Annotated in this window: 25 protein-coding genes; 12 read left to right on the top strand and 13 right to left on the bottom strand. The window is 62.8% G+C overall.

The window, feature by feature from the left end:
* Positions 1–157 precede the first annotated feature (157 nt).
* Entirely contained in the window at positions 158–961 is an 804-nt protein-coding gene (locus tag AC0969_RS07935; RefSeq protein ID WP_479623612.1) for a M48 family metallopeptidase, read from the bottom strand.
* 265 nt (positions 962–1,226) lie between these two features.
* Here AC0969_RS07935 and AC0969_RS07940 point away from each other — a divergent pair, with 265 nt between their 5' ends.
* Together AC0969_RS07940 and AC0969_RS07945 are read left to right on the top strand one after the other, a co-directional pair.
* Positions 1,227–1,463: a hypothetical protein gene (locus tag AC0969_RS07940; protein ID WP_479623613.1), complete on the top strand. Its 237-nt coding sequence runs from the start codon at positions 1,227–1,229 to the stop codon at positions 1,461–1,463.
* A 96-nt stretch (positions 1,464–1,559) separates the two neighbouring features.
* Positions 1,560–3,299, top strand: a complete 1,740-nt coding sequence (locus AC0969_RS07945) for a methyl-accepting chemotaxis protein (protein ID WP_479623614.1) — start codon at positions 1,560–1,562, stop codon at positions 3,297–3,299.
* 42 nt (positions 3,300–3,341) lie between these two features.
* Here AC0969_RS07945 and AC0969_RS07950 read toward each other — a convergent pair whose 3' ends face one another.
* The 4 genes from AC0969_RS07950 to glyQ all read right to left on the bottom strand — a co-directional run bounded on the left by AC0969_RS07950 (position 3,342) and on the right by glyQ (position 7,882).
* The gene (locus AC0969_RS07950) at positions 3,342–4,082 is read right to left on the bottom strand and encodes a lysophospholipid acyltransferase family protein (RefSeq protein ID WP_479623615.1); all 741 of its coding nucleotides are present in this window, start codon (positions 4,080–4,082) and stop codon (positions 3,342–3,344) included.
* 66 nt (positions 4,083–4,148) lie between these two features.
* Positions 4,149–4,724, bottom strand: coding sequence for a D-glycero-beta-D-manno-heptose 1,7-bisphosphate 7-phosphatase (gene gmhB, locus AC0969_RS07955; RefSeq protein ID WP_479623616.1), 576 nt, complete (start codon positions 4,722–4,724; stop codon positions 4,149–4,151).
* A 10-nt stretch (positions 4,725–4,734) separates the two neighbouring features.
* Positions 4,735–6,879 carry a glycine--tRNA ligase subunit beta gene (gene glyS / locus AC0969_RS07960; protein WP_479623617.1) on the bottom strand — a complete coding sequence of 715 codons (2,145 nt, stop codon included), beginning with the start codon at positions 6,877–6,879 and terminating at the stop codon, positions 4,735–4,737.
* 1 nt (position 6,880) lies between these two features.
* Positions 6,881–7,882 carry a glycine--tRNA ligase subunit alpha gene (glyQ, locus tag AC0969_RS07965; protein ID WP_479623618.1) on the bottom strand — a complete coding sequence of 334 codons (1,002 nt, stop codon included), beginning with the start codon at positions 7,880–7,882 and terminating at the stop codon, positions 6,881–6,883.
* A 151-nt stretch (positions 7,883–8,033) separates the two neighbouring features.
* On the opposite strand from glyQ, the gene AC0969_RS07970 reads away from it, so the two are divergent.
* On the top strand, positions 8,034–8,258 hold the full coding sequence (locus tag AC0969_RS07970; RefSeq protein ID WP_479623619.1) for a hypothetical protein: 225 nt from the start codon (positions 8,034–8,036) through the stop codon (positions 8,256–8,258).
* A gap of 202 nt (positions 8,259–8,460) precedes the next feature.
* On the opposite strand, the gene AC0969_RS07975 is transcribed toward AC0969_RS07970, so the two are convergent.
* The 4 genes from AC0969_RS07975 to AC0969_RS07990 form a co-directional block, all read right to left on the bottom strand.
* Complete coding sequence (locus AC0969_RS07975; RefSeq protein WP_479623620.1) at positions 8,461–9,540, bottom strand: type II asparaginase; 1,080 nt, start codon at positions 9,538–9,540, stop codon at positions 8,461–8,463.
* 132 nt (positions 9,541–9,672) lie between these two features.
* Positions 9,673–11,202, bottom strand: a complete 1,530-nt coding sequence (gene lnt / locus AC0969_RS07980) for an apolipoprotein N-acyltransferase (protein ID WP_479623621.1) — start codon at positions 11,200–11,202, stop codon at positions 9,673–9,675.
* Positions 11,202–12,089, bottom strand: coding sequence for an HlyC/CorC family transporter (locus tag AC0969_RS07985; protein WP_479623622.1), 888 nt, complete (start codon positions 12,087–12,089; stop codon positions 11,202–11,204). Before AC0969_RS07985 ends, lnt begins: the two co-directional genes overlap by 1 nt.
* A 75-nt stretch (positions 12,090–12,164) precedes the next feature.
* On the bottom strand, positions 12,165–12,854 hold the full coding sequence (locus tag AC0969_RS07990) for an N-acetyltransferase family protein (protein WP_479623623.1): 690 nt from the start codon (positions 12,852–12,854) through the stop codon (positions 12,165–12,167).
* Between the two features lie 220 nt (positions 12,855–13,074).
* On the opposite strand from AC0969_RS07990, the gene AC0969_RS07995 reads away from it, so the two are divergent.
* Positions 13,075–13,635 carry a DUF308 domain-containing protein gene (locus tag AC0969_RS07995; protein ID WP_479623624.1) on the top strand — a complete coding sequence of 187 codons (561 nt, stop codon included), beginning with the start codon at positions 13,075–13,077 and terminating at the stop codon, positions 13,633–13,635.
* 4 nt (positions 13,636–13,639) lie between these two features.
* On the opposite strand, the gene AC0969_RS08000 is transcribed toward AC0969_RS07995, so the two are convergent.
* Positions 13,640–14,113, bottom strand: coding sequence for an Lrp/AsnC family transcriptional regulator (locus tag AC0969_RS08000; RefSeq protein WP_479623625.1), 474 nt, complete (start codon positions 14,111–14,113; stop codon positions 13,640–13,642).
* Between the two features lie 98 nt (positions 14,114–14,211).
* On the opposite strand from AC0969_RS08000, the gene phhA reads away from it, so the two are divergent.
* A complete protein-coding gene (gene phhA, locus AC0969_RS08005) occupies positions 14,212–15,087 on the top strand; it encodes a phenylalanine 4-monooxygenase (protein ID WP_479623626.1) in 876 nt (291 codons plus the stop codon).
* Between the two features lie 60 nt (positions 15,088–15,147).
* Positions 15,148–15,939 (top strand): 2-oxo-tetronate isomerase, encoded by a 792-nt coding sequence (gene otnI, locus AC0969_RS08010; RefSeq protein ID WP_479623627.1) that lies wholly within the window; start codon positions 15,148–15,150, stop codon positions 15,937–15,939.
* Positions 15,940–15,988: 49 nt separating this feature from the next.
* Here the strand turns inward: otnI and AC0969_RS08015 are convergent, their stop codons facing one another.
* Entirely contained in the window at positions 15,989–16,912 is a 924-nt protein-coding gene (locus AC0969_RS08015; protein WP_479623628.1) for a LysR family transcriptional regulator, read from the bottom strand.
* A 97-nt stretch (positions 16,913–17,009) separates the two neighbouring features.
* On the opposite strand from AC0969_RS08015, the gene AC0969_RS08020 reads away from it, so the two are divergent.
* From AC0969_RS08020 to AC0969_RS08035, 4 genes are all read left to right on the top strand, one after another.
* The gene (locus AC0969_RS08020; RefSeq protein WP_479623629.1) at positions 17,010–17,972 is read left to right on the top strand and encodes a Bug family tripartite tricarboxylate transporter substrate binding protein; all 963 of its coding nucleotides are present in this window, start codon (positions 17,010–17,012) and stop codon (positions 17,970–17,972) included.
* 143 nt (positions 17,973–18,115) lie between these two features.
* Positions 18,116–19,144 (top strand): 4-hydroxythreonine-4-phosphate dehydrogenase PdxA, encoded by a 1,029-nt coding sequence (locus tag AC0969_RS08025; protein ID WP_479623630.1) that lies wholly within the window; start codon positions 18,116–18,118, stop codon positions 19,142–19,144.
* Between the two features lie 10 nt (positions 19,145–19,154).
* The gene (locus AC0969_RS08030) at positions 19,155–20,327 is read left to right on the top strand and encodes an L-rhamnonate dehydratase (RefSeq protein ID WP_479623631.1); all 1,173 of its coding nucleotides are present in this window, start codon (positions 19,155–19,157) and stop codon (positions 20,325–20,327) included.
* Between the two features lie 5 nt (positions 20,328–20,332).
* On the top strand, positions 20,333–21,250 hold the full coding sequence (locus AC0969_RS08035) for a dihydrodipicolinate synthase family protein (protein WP_479623632.1): 918 nt from the start codon (positions 20,333–20,335) through the stop codon (positions 21,248–21,250).
* Between the two features lie 66 nt (positions 21,251–21,316).
* Here the strand turns inward: AC0969_RS08035 and AC0969_RS08040 are convergent, their stop codons facing one another.
* Positions 21,317–21,658, bottom strand: a complete 342-nt coding sequence (locus AC0969_RS08040; RefSeq protein WP_479623633.1) for a zinc ribbon domain-containing protein YjdM — start codon at positions 21,656–21,658, stop codon at positions 21,317–21,319.
* A 135-nt stretch (positions 21,659–21,793) separates the two neighbouring features.
* Between AC0969_RS08040 and AC0969_RS08045 the strand changes: the two genes are divergently transcribed.
* On the top strand, positions 21,794–23,479 hold the full coding sequence (locus AC0969_RS08045) for an AMP-binding protein (protein ID WP_479623634.1): 1,686 nt from the start codon (positions 21,794–21,796) through the stop codon (positions 23,477–23,479).
* Between the two features lie 104 nt (positions 23,480–23,583).
* The gene (locus AC0969_RS08050) at positions 23,584–25,212 is read left to right on the top strand and encodes a peptide chain release factor 3 (protein WP_479623635.1); all 1,629 of its coding nucleotides are present in this window, start codon (positions 23,584–23,586) and stop codon (positions 25,210–25,212) included.
* Here the strand turns inward: AC0969_RS08050 and AC0969_RS08055 are convergent.
* Positions 25,209–25,565, bottom strand: coding sequence for a hypothetical protein (locus AC0969_RS08055; RefSeq protein WP_479623636.1), 357 nt, complete (start codon positions 25,563–25,565; stop codon positions 25,209–25,211). The genes AC0969_RS08050 and AC0969_RS08055 overlap by 4 nt on opposite strands.
* Positions 25,566–25,579: the final 14 nt, after the last annotated feature.

Raw genomic sequence — 25,579 nt, forward strand, 5'->3', positions numbered from 1 at the left:
TTGGTATCCTGCAACTGGGCTGAGTCCTTGTGGTGTCTGGTTCGTTTTGCAACTCCAGGCTATCACTGTCCAGGGCTCAGCCCACCCAGGTTTCAGGGGTACTTCTTCTTATCCTAGGGCATGAGGGTCAGAGCCCGGTTGCGAGTGATGCGCCAGCCTACCCGCCAATGCGCGGCGCGCAACCGGGATCTGACCCCTCGGCATCCCATTTAGGAACCGCCACACTGCGCAGCTCGGCCCGCAGCGGCGCATAGCCGGGCTGGATGGAGGCCACCGTGGCCCAGAACTGGGCGCTGTGGTCCATGTGGCGCAGGTGGCTCAGCTCGTGCACCACCACGTAATCGATGACGGCCATGCGGTGGTGCAGCAGCCGCCAGTTCAGCCGGATCGACCCGGTGCTGCTGGCGCTGCCCCAGCGGGTGGCGGCGTTGGACAAGGCCAGGCGCTTCCACTGCACTTGCAACTGGGGTGCGAAATGGTTCAAACGCTCTACAAACAATGCCCGGGCTTGCAGCAGCAACCACTTGTGTACGGCAGCGCGGATCTGCACGGGGGGAGTATCCAGCGGCAGGGCCAGACGCAAAGTGTGGTCCATCACCAGCGCCCCTTGGTGGGCCCGGTGCAGCGCGGGCTCCAGCAACAGCGTCAGCGGCTGGCCCAGATAGGGAAAGGCGGCCCCGTTTTGCCATACCACCCGCGCAGCCTGCTGCACGGCCTGGCGCTCCTGGGACTGGCCAAGCTTTTGCACGATCCAGCCACCCTTGCTGCGCACAGCCGCATCCACCTCGGCCAGCGGCACCCATTTGGGAGCACTAATTACCAGGCCTTGTGCGCCCACCACAAAACCGATGCTGCGGCGCTTACTGCGTTTCAACGCGAAACCCACTAACGCGCCAGGCAGTTGCACGGTGCGGTTGGCTGCAGGGTGGTGGTAGGCGATAGTCCCGAGCGTATCGCGCAAAAGCAGGGCCGATGGCTGCGGCTCAAGCGCAATATTTTCAGGAGCTGCTGGTGTATGTAAGATTTGCGCTAGCACGGTATTTCTTTGAAACCTGGAGATTTACAGGGACTGGCTCAAGCGGCAACCCTTTAAGCCCAGGGGCAAAAAGGTCAAAGGCAAACTTCAATAAACGGCGCCTCGAGAAAGTTTAGCCACGCCGCCATTTTGGCGCTGTCAAAGTTCTCAGCTTTCACGCACACAGTGATCTGTCAAGTTAGATGTAAGTATGTCCCCGGTCGCAGCTGGCCGCTCTTTAGAGCGCGGGAATTGCGGCACGGCAGCGACAGCGACAGCCTTATTTAACCCTTACCGACCGTTTTACCAGTCGTACAACCACCATATCCCGCAGCGGGCGCTGAATCACGTATTCCCCATTGAAGCGCTGCAAGCTTGGCGTAAAAAGTCGCTGGAATTATTCGCCAAGCAGGCATATAAACAGTCGGAATTTGACAGGCATCAATAAAAAGACATTTTGTAACTGTGAAAATTAAGTAAGTCACACATTGGCTTATTTTGGTACCGATGGTTCTTGTGCACACCTCTTTCATCCTAGGAATCTATGTCATTTGATGACCTCAAAGTAAGCACCCGTTTGGCTCTCGGCTTCGGACTGGCGATTGTGCTGGGTATTTTTATTGCCGTGCTCGGCACGGTGCAAATGCAGAAGATGTCCGCCGACCTGGACGAAGTGGCCAACAGCCGCATGACAAAGGTTGCCCAGTTCTCGGAAATCAAGGACAACGTGAATGCGATCGCCGTAAGCATTCGCAACATGATGGTTGCGCCTGAGAATGCCGCGCTGCTAGGGGCCGAGCAAAAAAAGATCGGTGATATGCGGTTGCGTAATGTCGAGCTGGTGGCCGCGCTGGACAAAACCGTGGCCGGCAAAGGCCGCGAACAGTTGAATTTACTCAAAGAAAAACGCCAATCGTACGTTCAAGCCACTGACCGTGTCATCGACTTTGTCAAACAAGGAAGGGCCAGCGATGCCAGCGCAGTGCTCTTTAGCGATGCCAAGATAGCCCGCGAAGCTTTGTACAAAATCGTGGGCGACGCAAACGACTACCAACAAGAATCCGGCAAAACCTTGGCCAATACATCGTCCCAGAACGCCAGCATTTATGCCGGGCTATTTAGTAGCTTGGCGGCGGCCATGGCCCTAGTGGGGGGGCTGATGGGCTGGGCCATCACGCGCAGCCTGACCCGCGCCCTGGGTGCCGAACCCGCACAGGTCAATGCAGCGGTGCAGCGCGTCGCCGAAGGCGACTTGAGCACACCCATTGTGTTGCGCAACAACGACCGCACCAGCATCATGGCGACGGTCAAAGGCATGCAAGAGTCGCTGACCCGCACCGTCAGCAGTGTGCGCAGCAATGCAGAAGGTGTGGCCAGCGCCAGCGCACAGATCGCCCAAGGCAATAACGATCTGAGTGCCCGTACCGAGCAACAAGCCAGCGCACTGGAAGAAACCGCTGCCTCGATGGAAGAGCTGAACGCCACGGTCAAGCAAAACGCCGATAACGCGCGCCAAGCCAACCAGCTTGCCCAAAGCGCCAGTACGGTAGCCACCCAGGGCGGTGAAGTGGTGGCCCAGGTGGTGGAGACCATGAAGGGCATCAACGACTCGTCGCGCAAAATCTCCGACATCATCAGCGTGATCGACGGCATCGCCTTCCAAACCAATATTCTGGCGCTGAACGCCGCAGTAGAAGCCGCCCGCGCGGGTGAGCAGGGGCGCGGTTTTGCGGTGGTGGCATCCGAAGTGCGCAGCCTGGCGGGGCGCTCGGCCCAGGCGGCCAAAGAGATCAAGAGCCTGATTGGTGCCAGTGTGGAGCGGGTGGAACAAGGCGCAGCGCTGGTGGACCAGGCGGGTGTCACCATGAGCGAGGTGGTCAGCTCCATCCGCCGGGTCACCGACATCATGGGCGAGATCAGCGCCGCCAGCAGCGAGCAAAGCGCTGGCGTATCCCAGGTCGGTGAGGCCATCATCCAGATGGACCAGGTGACCCAGCAAAATGCTGCGCTGGTCGAAGAGATGGCGGCAGCGGCTGGCAGCCTGAACACCCAGGCCGAAGACATGGTGGCCACGGTGGGCCTGTTCAAATTATCGACCCATGCGGCGCACCAAGCGGTTAAGGCGGCACCGACCCCGAAACCAACGTTGCGCAGTATCCCCAAGCCCGCCGCGAAACCAGCCGTTAAGGTGGTTCGCAGCCTGGCGCACAAACCCAAAGCGTTGCCCAAAGCACTGCCGAATGCGGCAGTCGCCAACGGTGATGGTGGGTGGAGTAGTTTCTAGGAGCCCGGGCGGCACCCTGGCCGATCCCGTCGTTTGAAGTGGCTACAGCTGCGGATAGGCCTCGGGGTCTAGCCTGCGCATTTCGGCTTCGATCCAGGCTTGGACCTCGGCCATCAGCTCGTCCGGGCGGCGGCCCACGCTGGAGATGGGCTTGCCGATGGAGATATCCACAATGCCGGGCGTTTTGATGAAAGCCTTGCGCGGCCAGCATTTGGCCGAGGTCACGGCGATCGGGATCACCGGTACGCCGCACTGGATGGCCAGGCGCGTGCCGCCGGTCTTGTATTCGCCCACCTGGCCCCGGGCTATGCGCGTGCCCTCGGGGAACATGATGATCCAGGTGCCCTGCTGTGTGAGGCGCCTACCCGAAGCGACCATCTTTTTAAACGCCTGCGTGCCCTGGCTGCGGTCGATATGGATCATGTCCATGCAGGCCATCGCCCAGCCGAAAAACGGCACGTACAGCAGCTCTTTCTTGAACACATAGGCCAAAGGGCGCGGCATGATGGCGGGCATCATCAGCGCCTCCCAGGTGGACTGGTGCTTGCACAGCAGCACCGCAGAATCCAGCGCGCCGGTGGGCAGGTTTTCCATGCCGGTGATGCGGTTCTGGATGCCCAGAATGGCCGTGCCGCTGTCCACCGACAGCTTTAGCCAGCGCGCGCACGCCCAGTACACCGCCGTCGGCCCGGCAAACAGGCGAATCACAAATACGGACGATGCCCAGGGAATGACGGTGATCGCCAAAAACAGCATGTGCAGAACAGATCGGATCAAAGGCATTTTTAAGAGTCTTTTAGGCCGCTAGCGCATATAAAAAATGCACATACAGCTATTAATTAAATAGCACTACACAAGCAACGGTTTGGCCGCCAGTTCGCGCTGGATGAGAAACGTGGCAAACGCCAGCAGGTCTTGGTGGATCCAGGTGCCCACCGGAAACTCGGGCGGCAGCACGCCCTTGCTGCGGAAGCGTGCGGCCTTGCCGGTCAGCACCACATGCGGCTCGCAGCCCACCGCCACCCCGGCCTGCAGGTCGCGCAGGCTGTCGCCCACCGTGGGCACGCCGTGCAGGTCGATGCCAAAGCGCTCGCCAATCTGCTCGAACAGGCCCGGTGCGGGCTTGCGGCAGTGGCAGGCATCGTCGGGCGCGTGCGGGCAGAAGAACACCGCGTCAATCTTGCCCCCGGCAGCGGCCAGCAGCTTGAACATCTTGGCGTGCATGGCATTCAGCGCCGCCACGTCAAACAGCCCGCGCCCCAGCCCCGACTGGTTGGTGGCCACCACCACACGCCAGCCCGCGTGGTTGAGCTTGGCAATCGCTTCCATCGCGCCGGGCAGCGGCAGCCATTCGTCGGGCGATTTGACGAACTCGTCACTGTCCACATTGATGGTGCCGTCGCGGTCGAGGATGGCGAGTTTCATGGGGTGTTTCCTATGAAGCCAGTTTGGACAAATCCGCCACGCGGTTCATCGCGTTGTGCAGGCTTTGCAACAGGCCCAGGCGGTTCAGGCGCACATCAACAGCTTCGGCGTTGACCATCACGCCGTCAAAGAAGGCATCCACCGGGGCGCGCAGGGCGGCCAGGGATTGCAGGCTGGCGGTGTAATCGCCGGACTCGAACTGGGCTTGGGCTGCGGGGGCGGCTTGCTGCATGGCGGCAAACAAAGCGTGCTCGGCGGGCTCCTGGAACAGCGCGGGGTTGGCGTGGGCGTCTACCGCGTCGGTCTTCTTCAGGATGTTGCCGATGCGCTTGTTGGCGGCTGCTAGGGCTGCGGCTTCGGGCAGGGCGGCGAAGGCACGCACGGCGGCCAGGCGCTTGGGGACTTCGGCCAGACGCTGCGGGCGCAGGGCGAGGACGGCATCGACCTCTTGGGCGCTGTAGCCCTCTTCACGCAGGCTGCCGCCGAGGCGGTCAAACATGAAAGTCAGCAGAGCCTGCACCGAGGCTTCACGCGGGGCGGTGCATTTGTCGCCCAGCACGTTGAACGCGGACTCGACCAGCGCGGTCACGTCCAGCGGCAGGTTTTGCTCGGTCAGCATGCGGATCACGCCCAGCGCATGGCGGCGCAGCGCGAACGGGTCTTTGTCACCGGTGGGCAGGTTGCCGATACCGAACATACCCACCAGCGTTTCCAGCTTGTCGGCCAGCGCCACGGTGGTTCCCACCGGGTTGCGCGGCAAAGTATCGCCCGCAAAGCGCGGCTTGTAATGGTCTTCAATGGCATTGGCCATTTCGACCGACAGGCCGTCGTTGAGTGCGTAGTAGCGGCCCATCGTGCCTTGCAGCTCAGGGAATTCGCCCACCATGTCGGTGACCAAATCGGTTTTGGCCAACTTCGCCACTTGCTGAGCAGTAACCGCCAGCGTTGCGTCGCCTTCAATTCGCGACAGCTTGAAACCAATGGCGTATGCGATATCGCCAACACGCTGCATCCGCTCACCTTGCGAGCCGAGTTGGTTGTGGTAGACCACTTTGTCCAGCCCCGCCACACGCGACGCCAGAGTCTTCTTGCGGTCTTGGTCAAAAAAGAATTTGGCATCCGCCAGCCGGGGCCGCACCACGCGCTCGTTGCCGCCGATGACCTGGCTGGGGTCGGCCGGGCTGATGTTGCTGACGATCAGGAATTGGTGGGTCAGTTTGCCCGCAGCGTCCAGCAGCGGAAAGTACTTCTGGTTGGCCTTCATGGTGAGGATCAGGCATTCTTGCGGCACGCCGAGGAATTCTTCCTCGAAGCTGCACACCAGCACGTTGGGGCGCTCGACCAGGGCGGTCACTTCGTCCAGCAATGCTTCATCTTCGATAGCACGCACGCCATTGCCGATCTGCGCTGCAGCCGCATTCAGCTGGCGCACGATGTCGGCACGGCGCTCGGCGAAGCTGGCGATGACTGCGCCGTCACGGGCCAGGGTTTCGGCGTAGCTGTCGGCATCCAACAGCACCACGGGATCGACGGCGGCTTCAAAGCGGTGGCCGTGGGTGGTGTTGCCGGACTGCAGGCCCAGGGCCTCGACGGGCACGACTTCAGAGCCGTGCAGCGCCACCAGACCATGCGCGGGGCGCACGAAGCTGACGCTGCTCCAGCCGGGCTGGGCGCAGCCGCTGGCGAGCTGGTAGCTCATCACTTTCGGAATCGGCAACTTGGCGATGGCTTCCAGCAGGGCTTTTTGCAAGCCCTCTTGCAGGCGGGCACCGGCCACCGTGCGCTCGAAAAACAGGGCTTCGGCCTTGCCGTCCATCGCACGCTTCAAACCGGCTACGGCAGATGCGTCGGCTCCCAGGGCCTGCAGCTTCTTGATGAGCGCGGGGGTAGGCGCACCGTCGGCGGTGAGGCCCACGGCCACCGGCATCAGCTTGGCCGATACGGCCTTGTCGGCGGCGAAGGCGGCCACGGCGGTGATGTGCGCGGCCAGGCGGCGCGGCGAAGCGAAGGCGGTCACGGTGGACTCGGCGCTGGCCAAACCTTGGGCCTTGAGCTGCTCTAGCAGCACGGCGGCAAAGGCATTGCCCAGTTTGTTCAAGGCCTTGGGTGGCAACTCTTCAACGAACAGCTCCACCAGTAAATTCTTAACGCTCATATCAGGCGGCTTTCTTTTCAATCTGGGCCAGGACTTCGGCGGCCCAGTCTTTGGGTGCCATCGGGAAGCCCAGGCGGGCGCGGCTCTCGAAGTAGCTTTGCGCCACGCTGCGGGCCAGGTTGCGGATGCGGCCCATGTAGGCGGCGCGCTCGGTCACGCTGATGGCGCCGCGCGCATCCAGCAGGTTGAAGCTGTGGGCGGCTTTGAGCACTTGCTCGTAGGCGGGCAAGGCGAGGCTTTCGGCGACGAGGTGCTTGGCCTGCTTTTCATGCGCGGTGAAGGCGGTGAACAAGAAGTCGGTGTCGCTGTGCTCGAAGTTGTAGGTGGATTGCTCGACCTCGTTTTGCTTGTACACGTCGCCGTAGAGGAGTTGGCCCCCACGCTCCCCCGCTTCGCGAGGTCCGCTGCCCCCCGGGGGGGCTGGGTCCGCTTGGGAGCGGCCCTGCGCTGACCCGCCTTCCGTCCAGACCAGGTTGTAAACGTTGTCCACGCCTTGCAGGTACATGGCCAGGCGCTCCAGGCCGTAGGTGATTTCGCCGGTGGCGGGCTTGCAGTCGATGCCACCGACCTGCTGGAAGTAGGTGAACTGCGTCACTTCCATGCCGTTGAGCCAGACTTCCCAGCCCAGGCCCCAGGCGCCCAGGGTGGGGTTTTCCCAATCGTCTTCGACGAAGCGGATGTCGTTTTGCTTGAGGTCAAAGCCCAGGGCTTCGAGCGAGCCCAGGTACAGCTCCAGGATGTTGGCCGGGGCGGGCTTGAGCACCACCTGGTACTGGTAATAGTGTTGCAGGCGGTTGGGGTTCTCGCCGTAGCGGCCATCTTTGGGGCGGCGGCTGGGCTGCACGTAGGCGGCCTTCCACGGCTCGGGGCCGATGGCGCGCAAAAAGGTGGCGGTGTGCGAGGTGCCCGCGCCCACTTCCATGTCGTAGGGCTGCAAGAGCGCGCAGCCTTGCTCAGCCCAGTAGGACTGCAAGGTCAGGATAATTTGCTGGAAGGTCTTCATGGAGGTCTGCAAAGAGGAAGATCACCGGAGGCGGCGATGCTGTTCCTGATTTTACGGGGCCGTGGAATATGTCACGGAAAAGGCTTAGCACGGCGTTTGCGTGCCACACTGTCGTAACATTTGTACACATCCAGCAACTCAGGAGACCCACATGGAGGAAGCAGGCAGCGCATTCAGCTGGTTTATGGCGTATTTGATCTGCGGCGTGCTGATGGTGGTGGGCGTGGCGGCTTGGATCATGGTGTGGCAGTACCGCAAGCACAAACACGAGCGGCAGACCGCCTCCAGAAAAGCCAGGGCCCGCGTTCGGGCCTGGCGCGCAGGCAAACCCACGGCCTCGCAACAAGCCAAGCTTGACAAAGAAAAAAGCCGCTAGCGCATATTCAATATGCATTAGCAGCTCTTAATTAGATAGCAAACAACTCTTCAGCCAGAACGACTCTGCCCCCGCCCCTTCCAGAGAAACCACGGAACTGGCTATGCCGGGCCGTAGACATCGCCCCCTGCATGTCCTATTGGCTTTTTAAGCCAATAGGAGGGGGGTGGCGGCGAGACGAAGTCCGCACGCCTGGGGGTGTTCAATACTCCCAAAAGATGCGTTGCAGTTCTTTGGTGTCGCTGGTTTTTGTCAAAGCCACCATTGCCAAAATACGGGCTTTCTGGGGGCGCAGATCGTGGGCTACGACCCAGTCGTACTTGTCGTCGGGCTGCTCGGCGTTGCGCAGCACAAAGCCGTCGGGCACGCGGGAGCTGCGGATCACGATGGCACCGTCGGCACGCACTTTTTGCAGGTAGGGCACGATGCGGTTGGCCACCGAGCCGTTGCCGGGGCCGCCGTGGACCAGGGCCTTGATGCCGCTCTTGCCCAGCGCTTCAATAGCGGTGGGGGCCACGCCTTCGTAGCCCATGGCGATTTCCACATTGGGCAAATCAGTGATGGTGTCAATGTCGAACTCAGAGTTCATGGTGTGGCGCTTGACGGGGGCGCGGAACCAGTAGTTCTTACCTTCAACAGTCATGCCCAGTGGGCCCCACTGGCTAGAGAACGCGTTGGTCTTGATGTTGACGTTTTTGCTGACATCGCGGCCGCTGTCGATGGTGTCGTTCATGGTCAACAGAACGCCTTTACCCATAGCGTCTTTGCTGCCCGCCACGCTCACTGCGCCATACAAATTCAGCGCGCCATCGGCCGACAAAGCCGTACCCGGACGCATGGAGGCCACCATCACGATGGGCTTGTTGGTGCGCTCTACCAGGGTCAGGAAGTAGGCAGTTTCTTCGACCGTGTCGGTGCCGTGGGTGATGACGATGCCATCCACATCGGCTTGCTTGGCCAGGGCCGAGACGCGGCGGGCCAGGGTCAGCAGGTTGTCGTTGGTCAGGCTTTCAGAGGCCACCTGGAACACTTGCTCACCCCGCACATTGGCAATATTGGCCAGCTCGGGCAGACCGGCGATCAGCTTATCCACACCAACCTTGGCGGCGGCGTAGGTGGCGCTGTTGATGGCCGAAGCACCGGCTCCGGCGATGGTGCCGCCGGTGGCCAGAATCACCACATTGGGTTTGGCTGCCTGGGCCTGGGCCAAGCTGACCAAGGCCGACAGGGCCGCAATTGCGGCTCCGGCAACGAATTTTTCGATCCTGAAATGGGTTCGCATAGAAAGACTCCTGGGGGTTAAAAATGGCCTCGTTTTCGAGGTGCCCGATGCTATCGGCGTGCACACTCCAGACTACGCAAGACCCATGCCTTCTCGGCATAACCCGCCACAAACCCGTCATACAACGGGTATTCACCGACGTTTGCGGTAAGCCCAAATCCAAGTCAGCAGCCCCAGCCCCCACAGCGGCCACAGGCCGAACCTGGCCACCCACCAGGCATAGGGGGTGATGCGCCAGCCGCTGGTGGCGTTTAGCCCCCGACCATCCACCTCGGCCACCAGCACGTCACGCGTCAGGCGCGGCAGCGCGGCGGTGACGCGGCCGGTGTGGTCGATGACGGCGGTGGCCCCGGTGTTGGTGGCGCGCAGCATGGGCCGCTCGAATTCCAGCGTGCGCATGCGCGAGATGCCGAGGTGCTGGTCGATGGCCAGCGAGTCGCCAAACCAGCCGATGTTGCTCACATTGACAAAAATAGTGGGGGACTGCGCCGGGTCGATAAAGCGCGCGCCCAGCTCTTCGCCAAACAAATCTTCGTAGCAAATATTCGGCGCCAGCCGCTGGCCCGCCACGCCCAGCGACGGCTGGCCCACCGCGCCCCGGTTGAAGTCGCCCAGCGGGATGTGCATCATTTCAGTAAACCACTTGAACAGTGGCGGAATGAACTCGCCAAACGGCACCAAATGGTGCTTGGCGTATTCATACGGCAGTGTGCGGCCGGGCTGCAGGCCGACCACGGCGTTCAGGTAGCCGTCTTTGGCGTTGCCCAGCGGCACGCCGACCAAGGCGGTTTGCCCGCCGCTGGCAAAGCGCTGCAACAAGTCCGGCCAGTAGCCCGCAGGCAGCTGTTGCGGCAGCATGGGAATGGCGGTTTCAGGGGCCACCACCAGCGGGGTGCGGGCCTGCGCCAGTTCGGTGCCATACCAATGCAGCGCCACCGGCACGCCTGCGCCGAGTTCGAATTTCTCGTCCTGCGGAATATTGCCTTGCAGCAGCGTGACGGGCAGCGTGGCCGCCGGGTCGTTGGGCGGCACGGGCACGGATACCGCCGCCACCGCCAGCACGGCCACCAGCAGCACGGGGCGCCACTGGCGCAGCACCACGCAAGCCGCCACCAGCGTGGCCACCCAGCCCACGCCATACACGCCCACATAGCGGGCAAACAGCGCCAGCCCGTCCAACTGGGCATAACCCCCGGCGCCCCACGGAAAACCGGTAAACCACTGCCCGCGCGCCAGTTCAGCCAGCATCCACAAAGATGCAAAAATAATAGCACGCTGCGCAGGTGGAATATGCGCTAGAGCCTTAAAACACCCACAAACTAGCGCATAGTACAGCGCCAACACTGCGGCCAGCCCACCCACCGCCAGCACCGCCAGCGGCGCAGGCAGGCCGCCATAGGTGTGCATCGAAATAAACAACCACCAGAACGTGCCACTGAGCCAGGCCCAGGCAAACACCCAGCCCCGCAACACCGCCTGCTGGGGTGTGGCGGCGCGGTCTACCAGCCAGAACAGGCCGCCCATAGACAGCAATTGCAGCCACCACAGGGGCTGGCCGTTGAAGGGGTTGGCGATGGACGCGGCCTGCGCTGCACCGAACAGCGCGGCCAACAGAAGCCCGCCCAGCGCTGTGTGGCGGGGCCGGTGGAACAAATCGCGCATTAACCGCTGGTGTCGGTGTCCGCCACCGCAGACACCTTGAACCAGCGTACCGCGCCGCCTTTGGCGTGCAGCACCACAAAGTTCAGCCCGGCAAGGGCGTGGTGTTCGCCGCGCTTGGGCACGTGGCCCATTTCGTGGGCAATGAGGCCGCCGATGGTGTCAAACGCGTCCTCGGGATCGGTGCTGGCTAGCTTCACGCCAAAGGCTTCGTTAACGCGGTCAATCGCGGTGTCGCCGCTGACGCGGTAGGTGCGGTCGGCCAGGCCGAAGATGTCGCCCTCGTCCTCGGCGATGTCGAACTCGTCTTCGATCTCGCCGACGATCTGCTCCAGCACGTCTTCGATGGTGATCAGCCCGGCAATGCGGCCAAACTCATCGACCACGATGGCCAGGTGGTTGCGGTTGCCCCGGAAATCCCGCAGCAAATCATTCAGGCCCTTGGTTTCGGGCACAAACACCGCCGGGCGCAGCAGGGCGCGGATGTTCAGCTCGGGTGCGCGTTGCAGCTTGAGCAAATCCTTGGCCATCAGGATGCCAATGATGTTTTCGCGTTCGCCCTCATAGACCGGAAAGCGCGAGTGGGCGGTTTCGATCACCTGGTGCAGCAGGTCGTCAAACGGCGCGGCGATGTCGAGCAGGTCCATGCGGGTGGCGGGCACCATGACCTCGCCAGCGGCCATGTCGGCCATGCGGATCACGCCCTCCAGCATCACGCGCGACTCGGCGCCAATGATGTGGTTGTCCTCGGCTTCGGACAGGGTTTCTAAGAGTTCGTCGCGCGAATCGGGTCCGGGGTGGATGAATTCGGCGAGTTTTTGCAAGAAGCCACGCTTGTCTTCCCGTTCAGGCAGATGGGAGGACGAGCGCGCGGGGTGGGGTTCGGACACAGCCTTGGATGCAGGACGTGCGGTTGTTAACAAGCCGCAAGGATAGACGATTGTGGTGACGGTGGCCGAAACCCGTCAGGCGGCCGACTTGTGGCGACCGTCGCGCACGCCCTGTCGCACGCTTTGCAGGCCGCTGAGAAAATCCCAAAAATGTTTGGCCTGGATTTTGAAGCGGTAGTCGGTCTGGGCCAGTTGCTCGGCCACCATCTCAGCCATGCGGCTGTCCAGCGTGGCGGGGGGCAGGCGTAAAAAGGCTTCGGCCTCGGAGCCGTCGCGCTCCACCGTGGCACCGGCTTTGCGGGCAATTTTCAGCATGGCGGTGTTTTCGCTCAGGGCGTGGACAAACAGCAGCTCGACCCCTTCGTTGCTGGCGTGCATGGTGGCCCGCTCGAACAGCCGCGCACCATAGCCCCGCCCGCGCGCAGTGGGCCGCACCGACACGCCAAATTCGGCACACGACTTGAACTGCGGATTCACCGAGTACGCCAAATGCGCCATGGCAATCAGCTCCAGCTTGCGGTTGTAGATGCCAAAGATGTCGTCCTTGGCAAAGTTGAGGCCGGCCACGTAATCCTGGATATGCCGGTCGGCGGCGTTGTAGCCAAAGCGCAGGTAGCGGTCGCGCGGGTCCAGCGCCAACAGGTGGGCCGCAATCCGCTCGCGGTGGCCCACGCCCAAGGAGCGGATCGGCACCACCGTGTGCGCGGCTGCACGCGAGGCCGCCAAGGCCAAGCGTGCAGGAGACGTATCTTGAAAATCTAACATCGCAGAAATATACGGGTTTTCCCTTAAAAGCCAAGCACTCCAGGTGACACAGCGCATTAAATAGGGGCGAGCCCCCAAAATCCATCGGCCTCCATTCCGATTAGCCCTGTTGCAAAACCGCATGGACCCGGGTAAAAACTCACACAACAGGCATAAACTTTGCATGCAATCCATGTGCAAAAGCAATTCCGGTATTAATTCACAGACAGGACGCCGCACCATGCGTATTTACACCGATTATTTTTTAACCCAGATGGGTCGCCAGTGGGGCTGGGTGGTGTTTCGCGGGTTGGTGGCCATCATGTTTGGGGTGGTGGCGCTGCTGGTGTCCAACCGCGAATTCGAGGCCTTCACCGAAGTCTGGGGGGCCTATGTAGTGACCGACGGCTTTGTCGTGCTGCTCACCGCCTACCAGATCCGCGAGAAAAACCGCCCCTGGGTCGCGCTGGCGCTGGCCGGAGCAGCCGGCGTCCTGGCCGGAGGGTTCATCTTTGCCCTGCCCGGCACACCGATGGGGCTGCCCAATTTGGTGGCCCTGTGGTCACTGGCGATGGGCATCTGCCAGATCGTGGCGGCGCGGCGCATGCGCCAGTCCATCCAGGGCGAGTGGAGCCTGGTGTTGTCGGGCGTGCTGGCCGTACTGCTGGGCGTGCTGCTGTTCATCATCCCCAACAACTTCAGCACCACGATCGGCTGGTTGATAACCGGCTTTGCGATGGGCTTTGGCGTGCTGGTGGTGGCCTTTGGCCTGCGCTTGCGCCAGACCAAATACGCCGACTGAACCGCTACACAGGTAACGCCGTGGTGGCCTTCACGTGGTCCAGCACAAAGCTGGTTTTGCAGTCTTCCACGCTGGGGTGCTTGAGCAGCGTGTCCATGATGAAGCGGGCGTAGGCCGCCATATCCTGCACCACCACGCGCAGCAAATAGTCCATCTCGCCGGTCAGCGACGCGCATTCCACCACCTCGGGCCAGGTCTGCACGCTGGCGCGGAACACGTCCATCGGGTTGCGTTTGTGGCTTTCGGTGTGTTTTTCCAGCCGCACATTCAAATACGCCGTGAGCCCCAGCCCCAATGCCTCGGGTTTGACCAGCGCCACGTAGCGGTCAATCACCCCGGTGTCCTCCAGCCGCTTCACGCGGCGCAACACCGCGCTGGGCGACAGACTCACCTGCTCTGAAAGCTGGTCGTAGGTGGCACGGCCATCGGCTTGCAGGCTGCGCAAAATCAGGCGGTCAATCTTGTCGAGTGTTTCCATTGCCCGTATTTTGCAGTTTTCCTGCGCAATTTTCCTAAATTTGCAGCAATGACAAATCACCCCAAGGCTACAGTGGCTCTCTATCCAGAGGAGACAGCATGGCCCCCGAACCCACAACAGTACCCACCGTCTACGGCAGCAGCGACCGCCCGCCGCGTGGCGATTACGCCCGGGGCGGCCTGGTTGCCGCCGACTACACCTGCCCGCAAAACTACGCGGCCTACACGCCCCAAGACCACGATACCTACCGCCGCCTGTTCGAGCGCCAGTCGGCCCTGCTGCCGGGCCTGGCCTGCGATGCCTTCATCACCGCCCTGCCCTTGCTGGGTGTGCACGACCACATTCCGCGCTTTGCAGACATCAACGCCCGCCTGACCCCGGCCACCGGCTGGTCCGTAGTGGCCGTGCCGGGGCTGATTCCCGAGCTGGCGTTTTTCACCCTGCTGGCAAACCGCCAATTCCCGGTGACCGACTGGATCCGCACGCCCGCCGAGCTGGACTACATCGTCGAACCCGATGTGTTCCACGATCTGTTCGGCCACGTACCGCTGCTGTTCAACCCGGTGTTTGCCGACCACATGCAGGCCTACGGCGCGGGCGGGCTGAAGGCGCACCGGCTCGGGGCCTGCGAGCTGCTGAGCCGCCTGTACTGGTACACGATTGAGTTTGGCTTGGTGCGCCAGGCCGATGGCCTGCGGGCCTATGGCGCGGGCATTCTTAGCTCGGCGGGCGAGTTGCAGCACAGCGTGCGCAGCCCGGAGCCGCAACGCATCGCGCTGGACGTGGCCCGCTGCATGCGCACCCGCTACAAGATCGACAGCTACCAGCAAAGCTACTTCGTGATCGACAGCTTCCAGCAGCTGTTCGACCTGACCGCCCCCGACTTCACCCCGCTGTATGCGCAGGTGCAGGCGCTGGGGGAACTGGCGGCGGATGTGCAGCTGGACAGCGATATCACTATCGCTATCAATTAAAGAGCTGCCTGCGCAGGTTTCATATGCGCTAGCGGCCTAAAAAGCCTACAAAATAGCCTGATGCCCCAATTCGCCGCCAACCTCAGCATGCTCTACCCCGAGCACGCCTTCATCGACCGCTTTGCCGCCGCCGCTGCCGACGGTTTCACCGCCGTGGAAATTCTGTTCCCCTACGCTTTTGCGGCGGCTGATCTGGCCGCGCAATTGCAAGCGCACGGGCTGCAACAGGTGCTGTTCAACGCCCCGCCCGGCGACTGGGAGGCGGGCGAACGCGGCATGGCCTGCCTGCCGGGGCGCGAAGCGGAGTTTCGCCAAGGCTTTGCCCAGGCCCTGGACTATGCCCACGCCCTGGCCTGCCCGCGCATCCACGTGATGGCCGGGCGGCTGCCTGCGGGCCACAGCCGAGACAGCCTGCGCCCGGTCTATGAGGCTAATCTGGCCTGGGCCGCCGAGCAGGCCGCCACAGCGGGCTTGGACGTGCTTATCGAGCCTATCAACACCCGCGACATGCCCGGCTATTTCCTGAACCACCAGGCCCAGGCGCACAGCGTGGTGCAGGCCGTGGGCGCGCCGAATCTCAAGGTGCAGATGGACCTGTACCACTGCCAAATCATGGAAGGCGACTTGGCGATGCAACTGCGCTCCTACCTGCCCACGGGCCGCGTTGGCCATATCCAGATCGCCGGGGTGCCCGAGCGGCACGAGCCAGACGGGGGTGAAGTGCACTACCCCTACCTTTTCGCGCTGCTGGACAGCCTGGGCTACACCGGCTTTGTGGGCTGCGAGTACCGGCCCCGGCGCGGCACCTCGGCCGGGCTGGGTTGGCTGCGCGACGCACTACAAAATCAATAGCTACTAGCGCATATGAAATATGCGCCAGAGGCCTAAAAAGCTTAAAAACTTAAGTGTGCAACAGCTCCAGAAACCGGGCCGCTGCCACGCCCACGGGCCGGTCACTGCGCACGATGCTGCCGTAGGCGGCCAGCTTGTGGTGGATGGTGTAGGGCAGGATTTTCAACAACCCGTGTGTCTGGTAGCGGCTGGCGCTGGACTCGGGAATCACCGCAATCATCTGGGTTTTGAAAATCAGGTTGGTGGTGGTCAGGATGGACGAAGTCTCGATCAGCCCCCGGTGCAAGCTGGTGTGGTGGTCGCGAAATTCTTGCTCCAGCACCTCGCGCATGGGGCTGCCATGCGGCTGCAAAATCCAGGGGAAACGCAACAGCTCGTCAAACGACACACTGGATGCATCAGCCAGCGGATGGTCTACCGCCACCACCACCGACAGCGGCTCCTCGCCAATCGGGCGAAAGGCGTGGTTCTGCCGTGCCGGGCCCAGCATGCGGCCAATCACCACGTCCAGCACGCCTTCGCGCATTTGCTCCACCAGCCGGTCGCTGGTGTCCACCGCAATTTCGATCGCCAGCAGCGGAAACTCCTCTTTCAGGCGGATCAGCGTGTCGGTCAGCAGCACCGGCGACGCCGCCATGATGCTGCCGATGAACAGCTTGCCGGCACCGCCCAGGCGCAGGTCTTGCAACTCGCGGCCCAGCGCCTCCATCGTGCCGCGCATGCCACGAAAGGTGTTCGTTACCGCTTGCCCGGCCGGGTTGAGTTGCAGGCCGCGCCCCACCCGGTCAAACAGCGGCTGGCCGAGCGCGTCCTCTAGCTCGTGCAGCATTTTGGTGGCCGCTGGCTGGGTCAAGCCCAGCTGCTGCGAGGCCGCGTGCAGGGTACGGTGCGCGTCAATCGCCAGCAGCAGGGCCACCTGGCGCATGCGCAAGCGGTTCAGCAGCTGGGCGGTGGTGTCGGTAGTGGCCGTCATTTGATAACCCCAGGGAATCAATACATCAAATACTTTCACTATACGGGAATCAATCGTCTTTCTAAGATCCAGCCTATACAACGATTTGGAGACACTTATGCACCCCCCCTTTTGGCTGGCCACCGCCACCGTCCTGGCCTGCACCAGCTTTGCCACACAGGCCCAAGAATGGCCGAGCAAGCCGGTCAAAATTCTGGTTGGGTCGGCCCCCGGCGGCGGCACCGACGCCATGGCCCGCGCCGTGGCCGACCGCCTCGGCCCGCTGCTGAAGCAAGCCGTGGTGGTGGAGAACAAACCCGGTGCCTCCAACACCCTGGCCGCCGATGTGGCCGCCAAATCCACCGACGGCCACACCCTGCTGATGGGCGTGTCCACCGCCCAGGCGATTGCGCCGCATTTGCTCAAGCTGAATTACGACAGCAACAAAGACTTGGTGCCAGTGGCCTTTGTGGGCTCGGTGCCGAATGTGCTGGTGGTCAACACCGCCGTGGGGGCCACGGATGTGGCATCGCTCATCAAGCTGGCCAAGGCCAAGCCCGGCCAGCTGAACTACGCCACCAGCGGCTCGGGCAGCACGCAGCACATTGCAGCCGAGCTGTTCAAGGAAGCGGCGGGCGTGTTCGTCACCCACATCCCGTACCGGGGCAGCGGCCCGGCGATGGTCGATCTGATCGGTGGCCAGGTGCAGATGAGCTTTGACACCCTGCCCTCGGTGATCGGCCAGATCAAGGCGGGCAAGGTCAAGGCCCTGGCCGTCGCCGCGCCCAAGCGCAACAGCCAACTGCCCGACGTGCCGACCCTGGCCGAAGCAGGCGTCAAAGGCGTGGAAATGAGCGCCTGGTACGGCATCTACATGCCCGCCAGCACGCCCAAAGCCGTGCAGGAGCGGGTGCTGGCCGAGGTGAATAAAGTGCTGGCCATGCCCGAAACCCTGACCCGGCTGGACGGCATTGGCGCAGAAGTTACGCCTATGGCGCAGACTAAATTTCAGGAATTCCACAACGCCGAATACCAGCGTTTTGGTGACCTCATCAAGCGCAAGAACATCAAACTCGACTGAACTATCGCTCACCCCCAGGCTGCAGTGCTTCGCATCTTTCGCCAACCCCCTTGCAGGGGGCAACACCAGCAGCCTGGCAAAGCCAGTTCTGCGGTGTTTCTGGCGGACGGGCGTTCGTTGCGTCAACTAACTTTGGAGAAACCATGCACCCCATAAAACCCGCGCCTCTACCTGTGGTGGCCCTCACCCTGGGCGACCCTGCGGGCATTGGCCCCGAGCTGATTGCCCGGCTGCTGGGCCAGACCGATGCCACCACCCACGCCAACATCGTGCTGGTGGGCGATGCCTGGCTCTGGGCCGACGGCCAAAAGGTCGCGGGCGTACAGGTCGCCACCCAGCCGGTGCGCAGCTTTGCCGAGGTGCGCGCCCGTACCGACACCAGCCTGCCCGCCTGGCTGCCGATGGACACCGTGGCCCCCGAGCAGGTGGTGCGCAGCCAGGCCCAGGCCATCGGCGGTGCATCGGTGCTGCAAGTGCTGAACGCCTGCATGGACGCGACCCAGCGCGGCGAGGTGGACGCGATCTGCTTTGCCCCGCTGAACAAGTTCGCCATGAAGCAAGGCGGCCTGCGCCATGAAGACGAGCTGCACCATTTCGCCGAATACCTGGGTGTGACAAGCTACTTTTGCGAGTTCAACACGCTGGGCGATGTGTGGACCTCGCGCGTGTCGTCCCACATCCCCCTCAAGGATGCCGCCAGCTACCTCACGCAAGAGCGCATCCAGCAGGCAGCCGCCTTGATTTACCGCTCGTTGCAGGCCAGCGGCATTGCCAACCCGAAGGTGGCGGTGGCGGCCTTCAACCCGCACGGCGGCGACGGCGGCACCTGCGGACGCGAAGAGATCGACACCATCGCCCCGGCGGTGGCCGCACTCAAAGCACAGGGCATGGCGGTGGACGGGCCCTTCCCGGCCGACACCATCTTTCTGAAAGCGCGAGACGGGGAATACCAGGCCATCGTCACCATGTACCACGACCAGGGCCAGATCGCCATCAAGCTGATGGGTTTCAGCAAGGGCGTCACCGTGCAGGGCGGCCTGCCCGTGCCCATCACCACGCCCGCGCACGGCACGGCCTACGACATCGCGGGGCTCGGCAAGGCCGATATCAACGCCACCTACAACGCCTTCCGCATCGCCGCCCGCATGGGTCTGGCACAAGCAACACACTGAAAGAGCGACCATGAAAATCACCGCCGTCCGCGCCCGCGTCTTCGAGTGGAAGGGCAAAACCGTGCCCCCGCAAGGCAACTTTTGCTCCAACGCGATGGACCTGGTTTATTCCAAGACCGAGAGCATGAGCACCTTCCGCTTCCACTCGTGGACGGTGGTGGAGATTGAAACCGACAGCGGCATCATCGGCCTGGGCAATGTGGCTCTGGCCCCCAAGATCGCCAAGGCCATCATCGACGAATATCTGGCCCCGCTGGTCATCGGCCAGGACCCCTGGGACTATGAATACCTGTGGCAGCGCATGTACCGCGCCACCCACGCCTGGGGCCGCAAGGGCGTGACAATGGGCGCGATTTCGGCCATCGACCTGGCCATCTGGGACATCCTGGGCAAGTCGGTCAACAAGCCCGTCTTCAAGCTGCTGGGGGGCCGCACCAAGGAGAAGATTCCTTGCTACTACAGCAAGCTGTACCGCACCGATTTGAATGAGATGCAAAAGGAAGCCCAGACCTTCAAGGACCAGGGTTTCACCGCCTTCAAGATGCGCTTTGGCTACGGCCCGGCGCACCTGCAGCACGGCGTGGCCGAGAACCTGAAATCGGTGGCTGCCATCCGCGAAGTGATTGGCTATGACAACGACCTGATGCTGGAGTGCTACATGGGCTGGAACCTGGAATACGCCAAGCGCATGCTGCCCAAGCTGGCCAAGTTTGAACCCCGCTGGCTGGAGGAGCCGGTGATTGCCGACGACATCGACGGCTACGCCGAACTCAACGCCATGAACATCGTCCCCATCAGCGGCGGCGAGCACGAATTCAGCCTGTATGGCTTCAAGCAGTTGCTCGACAAAAAAGCCGTGAGCGTGGTGCAGTACGACACGAATCGCGTGGGCGGCATTACCGCAGCACACAAGATCAACGCGCTGTGCGAGGCCTACAGCGTGCCGGTGATTCCGCACGCCGGCCAAATGCACAACTACCACCTGACCATGAGCACCATCGCCAGCCCGATGAGCGAATACTTCCCGATGTTCGACGTGGAAGTGGGCAACGAGCTGTTTTATTACATCTTCAAGGGCGAGCCGGTAGCCGAGAACGGCTTTGTACAGCTCGACGACAACACGCCGGGCCTGGGCCTGACGCTGAACACCGACTTTCTCGACCAGTTCGTCATCACCGAATGACCGCCATGGTTGCCCGTTACAAAGGCGTATTCCCCGTCGCGCCCACCATCTTCCACCCCGACGGCACACTGGACCTGCCCGGCCAGAAGCGCTGCATCGACTTCATGATCGACGCGGGCTCGCACGGCATCTGCATCCTGGCCAACTTTTCCGAGCAGTTTTTGCTGTCGGACGACGAGCGCGAGCTGCTGACCCGCAGCGTGCTGGAGCACGTGAATGGCCGGGTGCCGGTGATCGTCACCACCACGCATTTCAGCACCGATGTCTGCGTTAATCGCAGCCAGCGCGCCCAGGCCCAGGGTGCTGCGATGGTGATGGTGATGCCGCCCTACCACGGGGCCACCTTCCGCGTGCCCGAGGCGCAGATTTTTGAGTTCTACGCCCGGCTGTCGGACGCGATCAGCATCCCCATCATGGTCCAGGACGCACCCGCCAGCGGCACGGTGCTGTCGGCCGCCTTCCTGGCGCGCATGGCGCAAGAAATTGCACAGCTCAGCTACTTCAAGATCGAAACCGCCGGGGCTGCCAGCAAGCTGCGCGAGCTGATCCGCTTGGGCGGCGACGCGGTAGAGGGCCCGTGGGACGGCGAAGAAGCCATCACCCTGCTGCCCGACCTGGATGCCGGGGCCACGGGGGCAATGACCGGCGGCTCGTATCCCGACGGCATCCGCCAGATCATGGACGCCTACACCGCTGGCCGACGTGAGGATGCCGTGGCCGCCTACACCCGCTGGCTGCCGCTGATCAACTTTGAAAACCGCCAGGGCGGCATATTGACGGCCAAGGCGCTGATGCGCGCAGGCGGCGTGATCGCCTGCGAGGCCCCGCGCCACCCATTCCCCGAAATGCACCCCGAAGTGCGCCAGGGGCTGTTAGATACGGCGCGGCGGCTCGATCCGCTGGTGCTGCGCTGGGGTAAGTAGGCCACGCATGCTATTAAATTAATAGCTTCTAGCGCATATGAAATATGCGCTAGAGGCCTAAAAGACTCAAACTTTCTTCAAAAAGCAGGCCTTCAGCATGAAGCTGCCTGCATCCATCTTGCAATCCACCTCGTGGTCGCCGCCCACCAGGCGGATGCTTTTGACCTTGGTGCCGACCTTCAGCACGGTGGACGAGCCCTTGACCTTCAGGTCTTTGATCAGCACCACGGCATCGCCATCGGCCAGCAGGTTGCCGTTGGCATCCTTGACCACCGCGTCGGCCTCTTCCACCTCCTCGGCCACGGCTTGGGGCCATTCAAAACCGCAGTCGGCGCAAACGAAGTTGGCCCCGTCGGGGTAGCTATTGGGCAGGGTGCATTGGGGACAGGCAAGAGGCATAAAAGGCATCGCAGAGTCGTTTGTGGGGAGATGCATTGTCCGGCATGCCTCTGCCATCTTGTCTCCCAAGCGACCGCGCATTAGGACAAGCCCGGTAACACATACTTACCAGTCCACCCAGAATCGCTGCATAAGGAGCAACGCATGGACAAGGTCTGGTTAAAAAATTATCCCGCCGACGTGGCGCACACGGTTGACGTAAACGCCTACGGTTCGCTCACGCAGCTGCTGGAAGAATCGTTCAAAAAGCACGCCGACAACCCGTTTTCGGTGTGTATGGAGCGCTGGATGTCCTACCGCGAGCTAGACCAGCTGTCGGGCGCGCTGGCCGCCTGGCTACAGGCCCAGGGGCTGAAACCCGGGGCACGGGTGGCCATCATGCTGCCGAATATTCCGCAGTTTGCCGTGACGATGGCCGCCGTGCTGCGCGCCGGGTACACCTGCGTCAACGTGAACCCGCTGTACACCCCGCGCGAGCTGGAGCACCAGCTTAAGGATTCGGGGGCCACCGCCATCGTGATCCTGGAGAACTTTGCCCGCACGCTGCAAGAGGTGGTGGGCCGCACCCCCATCCAGCACGTGGTGGTGGCCCACATGGGCGACCTGCTGGGCGCGGTGTATGGCAGGGTGGTCAATTTCATGGTGCGCCGGGTCAAAAAGCTGGTGCCCGCCTACCAGTTGCCGCGCAACGGCACTTTGCGCGTCAGCACCTTCAACCAGGCGCTGGCCGATGGCCGGGGCCGCACGCTCCAGCCCACCGCCAGCACGCTGGATTCCATCGCCTTTCTGCAATACACCGGCGGCACTACCGGCCTGTCCAAGGGCGCCATCCTGACGCACCGCAACATCGTGGCCGCCGTGCTCCAGGCCGAAGCCTGGTTCAGCCCGGCGCTGGCAGGGGTGGGCGAGGCGCGCAAGATCAACAGCATTGCCGCCCTGCCGCTGTACCACATCTTCGCCCTGACGCTGTGCCTGATGGGCATGCGCCTGGGCTCGCACATGACGCTGGTGCCCAACCCGCGCGACTTTGGCGGCTTCATCAAGACACTGAAAAAACGCCCCTTCCACTTGTTGCCCGCCGTCAACACTTTGTTCAACGCGCTGCTACTGCAACCCGAATTCAAAACCATCGACTTCTCCAGCCTGTGCGTCACCCAGGCGGGCGGCATGGCCGCATCCGAGGGCACGGCCCAGCGCTGGCTGGAAGCCACCGGCAGCGCGATGGTGGAGGGCTGGGGCATGAGCGAAACCTGCGCCATTGGCACCAACAACCCGGTGCTGAACAAAAGCTTTACCGGCACCATTGGCCTGCCGCTGCCCAGTATCGACATCGCCATCAAGGACGACGATGGCAACAACCTGCCGCTGGGCGCTGCGGGCGAAATCTGCATCAAGGGCCCGAACGTCACCATCGGCTACTACCACCAGCCCGAGGAAACCGCGCGCTCGTTCACTGCCGACGGCTACCTGCGCACCGGCGACATCGGCATGATGGACGAACGCGGCTACACCCGCATCGTGGACCGCAAGAAGGACATGATTTTGGTCAGCGGCTTCAACGTGTTCCCCAATGAGCTGGAAAACGTGATCTCGCTCTGCCCCGGCGTGGTGGAATGCGCGGCCATCGGCGTGCCCGACGAGAAACAGGGCGAGGCCATCCAGGTGTTTGTCGTCAAAAACAACCCGGCGCTAACCGAGGCCGACGTGCTGGCGTTCTGCAAGCAGAACCTGACCGGCTACAAGCTGCCCAAGACCATCACTTTCCGCACCGACCTGCCGAAATCGAATGTGGGCAAGATCCTGCGGCGGGAACTGCGCGAGGGCAAGTAAGGGCTTGCGGGGCGTTAGATGGACGGCCCTGGTTAAAATCGCGGGTTGCCTGCCCCATCACGTGATGGTTGGAGCAGCGCCCCGTTTTTGCCCTGGAAACCACCTTGTCCTACGCCTCTGAAACCCGCCGCCGCCGCACGTTTGCGATCATTTCCCACCCGGATGCGGGTAAAACCACGCTGACCGAAAAGCTGCTGCTATTTTCGGGCGCAATCCAGATTGCGGGCTCGGTCAAGGCGCGCAAGGCCACCCGCCACGCCACCAGCGACTGGATGGAGATTGAAAAGCAACGCGGCATCTCGGTGGCCTCGTCGGTCATGCAGATGCTGTACCGCGACCACGTGATCAACCTGCTCGACACGCCCGGCCACAAAGACTTCAGCGAGGACACCTACCGGGTGCTGACTGCGGTGGATTCGGCCCTGATGGTGATTGACGCGGCCAATGGCGTGGAGGCGCAAACCCGCCGCCTGATCGAAGTCTGCCGCCAGCGCGATACGCCCATCATCACGTTTGTCAACAAGATGGACCGCGAAGTGCGCGAGCCGCTGGACATTCTGGACGAGATCGAGCGCGAACTCGGCATGCCCTGCGTGCCCATGACCTGGCCGGTGGGCCAGGGCAAGAGCTTTGGCGGCATCATGAACATCCGCACCCAGAGCATGACGGTGTTCGACTCGGGCAAGGAGCGCCTGCCGCAAGAGTTTGAAACCATCGCCCTGAGCAACCGCGCCGAGCTGCTGAAACGCTTTGGCAGCGAATTTGAAGGGGCCGAGCAAAGCATGGAACTGGCCGCCGGGGCCTCGCCCGCCTGGGACTTGCAAGCCTTTTTGGCCGGCAAGCAAACCCCGGTGTTCTTCGGCTCCGGGGTGAATAACTTCGGGGTGATGGAGGTGCTGGACGCGCTGGTGGACTTGGCCCCGCCGCCCCAGCCGCGCACCAGCACCACGCTGGTGAATCGCCAGCCGGTGGTGAAAGAAATCCAGCCCGACGACAAGGCGTTTGCGGGCGTGGTGTTCAAGGTGCAGGCCAATATGGACCCGGCGCACCGCGACCGCATCGCCTTTGTGCGCATGGCCTCGGGCAAGTACACGCCGGGCATGAAGCTGCGCGTGCAGCGCACCGCCAAAGAGCTGCGCCCGACCAGCGTGGTGACCTTTTTGAGCCAGCGCCGCGAGGCGGTGGACGAGGCCTATGCGGGCGACATCATCGGCTTCACCACCCACGGCGGCGTGCAGCTGGGCGACACGATTACCGACGGCGCCAGCCTGCAGTTCACCGGCCTGCCCTTCTTCGCGCCCGAGCTGTTCATGACCGTGATCTTGAAGAACCCGCTGCGCACCAAGCAGTTGCAGCAGGGCCTGGCCCAGCTGGGCGAAGAAGGTGCCATCCAGGTGTTCCGCCCCAATGTGGGCGGGCCGATGCTGCTGGGTGCTGTAGGCCAGTTGCAGTTTGAAGTGGTGCAGCACCGCCTGAAGTCTGAATACGATGCCGATGTGCGGCTGGAAGGCTGCCAGTACACGGGAGCCCGCTGGATCACCGCCGACACCCCAGCCGAGCTGCGCGCCTTTACCGATGCGTATCCGATGCGCATGGCGAACGACGCGGCTGAAACGCTGGCCTACCTGTGCACATCCCCCTACGACGTGCGGCTGGCGCAAGAGCGTTTTCCGAAGATCCACTTCCACCCGCTGCGCGAGCATGCGGGCTTGGCGCTGCAAAACGCGGGCTAATCCGTCCCCGTCGGCGGTTGCACTTCCAGCGTGGAGTCGCAGCCAATGCCCGCCGCCACCCAGCGCCGCGCCCAGCGGCCCAGCAGCGGTGCCGCCCAACGCCAGCGCGGGCCCAACACGCCTGCGGGCTGGCTGATGGCTCCGCAGAGGTAGCGGGCCTGGTCAGCATTCCAACGTAAAGCCGTGCACGCCCCGGTGCGGCGACCACTCAACACGATGCCCAGCGGGCACGGGGCCGATACACAGCACACGCCGCAACCGTTGCAAGGCGCGCCCACCGCCGGTTTAGCGGGAGCCGTGGGGTGGAGGTGCAGCACCTGCCATGCAGGATCGCGGGGGATAGGCGTGGGCATGCGCGATTGTGGCC

This window comes from Rhodoferax sp. LB1P47 (assembly GCF_056521445.1).

Coding starts and splice junctions, on each gene's coding strand:
- glyQ (WP_479623618.1), bottom strand. CDS start 7,882: ATGAAGACCTTCCAGCAAATTATCCTGACCTTGCAGTCCTACTGGGCT.
- AC0969_RS08015 (WP_479623628.1), bottom strand. CDS start 16,912: ATGACGGCCACTACCGACACCACCGCCCAGCTGCTGAACCGCTTGCGC.
- glyS (WP_479623617.1), bottom strand. CDS start 6,879: ATGAGCGTTAAGAATTTACTGGTGGAGCTGTTCGTTGAAGAGTTGCCA.
- AC0969_RS07995 (WP_479623624.1), top strand. CDS start 13,075: ATGCGTATTTACACCGATTATTTTTTAACCCAGATGGGTCGCCAGTGG.
- AC0969_RS07990 (WP_479623623.1), bottom strand. CDS start 12,854: ATGTTAGATTTTCAAGATACGTCTCCTGCACGCTTGGCCTTGGCGGCC.
- AC0969_RS08055 (WP_479623636.1), bottom strand. CDS start 25,565: ATGCCCACGCCTATCCCCCGCGATCCTGCATGGCAGGTGCTGCACCTC.
- AC0969_RS08020 (WP_479623629.1), top strand. CDS start 17,010: ATGCACCCCCCCTTTTGGCTGGCCACCGCCACCGTCCTGGCCTGCACC.
- phhA (WP_479623626.1), top strand. CDS start 14,212: ATGGCCCCCGAACCCACAACAGTACCCACCGTCTACGGCAGCAGCGAC.
- lnt (WP_479623621.1), bottom strand. CDS start 11,202: ATGCGCGATTTGTTCCACCGGCCCCGCCACACAGCGCTGGGCGGGCTT.
- gmhB (WP_479623616.1), bottom strand. CDS start 4,724: ATGAAACTCGCCATCCTCGACCGCGACGGCACCATCAATGTGGACAGT.
- AC0969_RS07975 (WP_479623620.1), bottom strand. CDS start 9,540: ATGCGAACCCATTTCAGGATCGAAAAATTCGTTGCCGGAGCCGCAATT.
- AC0969_RS07950 (WP_479623615.1), bottom strand. CDS start 4,082: ATGCCTTTGATCCGATCTGTTCTGCACATGCTGTTTTTGGCGATCACC.
- AC0969_RS07945 (WP_479623614.1), top strand. CDS start 1,560: ATGTCATTTGATGACCTCAAAGTAAGCACCCGTTTGGCTCTCGGCTTC.
- AC0969_RS08000 (WP_479623625.1), bottom strand. CDS start 14,113: ATGGAAACACTCGACAAGATTGACCGCCTGATTTTGCGCAGCCTGCAA.
- AC0969_RS07970 (WP_479623619.1), top strand. CDS start 8,034: ATGGAGGAAGCAGGCAGCGCATTCAGCTGGTTTATGGCGTATTTGATC.
- AC0969_RS07940 (WP_479623613.1), top strand. CDS start 1,227: ATGTCCCCGGTCGCAGCTGGCCGCTCTTTAGAGCGCGGGAATTGCGGC.
- AC0969_RS08030 (WP_479623631.1), top strand. CDS start 19,155: ATGAAAATCACCGCCGTCCGCGCCCGCGTCTTCGAGTGGAAGGGCAAA.
- otnI (WP_479623627.1), top strand. CDS start 15,148: ATGCCCCAATTCGCCGCCAACCTCAGCATGCTCTACCCCGAGCACGCC.
- AC0969_RS08035 (WP_479623632.1), top strand. CDS start 20,333: ATGGTTGCCCGTTACAAAGGCGTATTCCCCGTCGCGCCCACCATCTTC.
- AC0969_RS08040 (WP_479623633.1), bottom strand. CDS start 21,658: ATGCCTTTTATGCCTCTTGCCTGTCCCCAATGCACCCTGCCCAATAGC.
- AC0969_RS08045 (WP_479623634.1), top strand. CDS start 21,794: ATGGACAAGGTCTGGTTAAAAAATTATCCCGCCGACGTGGCGCACACG.
- AC0969_RS08025 (WP_479623630.1), top strand. CDS start 18,116: ATGCACCCCATAAAACCCGCGCCTCTACCTGTGGTGGCCCTCACCCTG.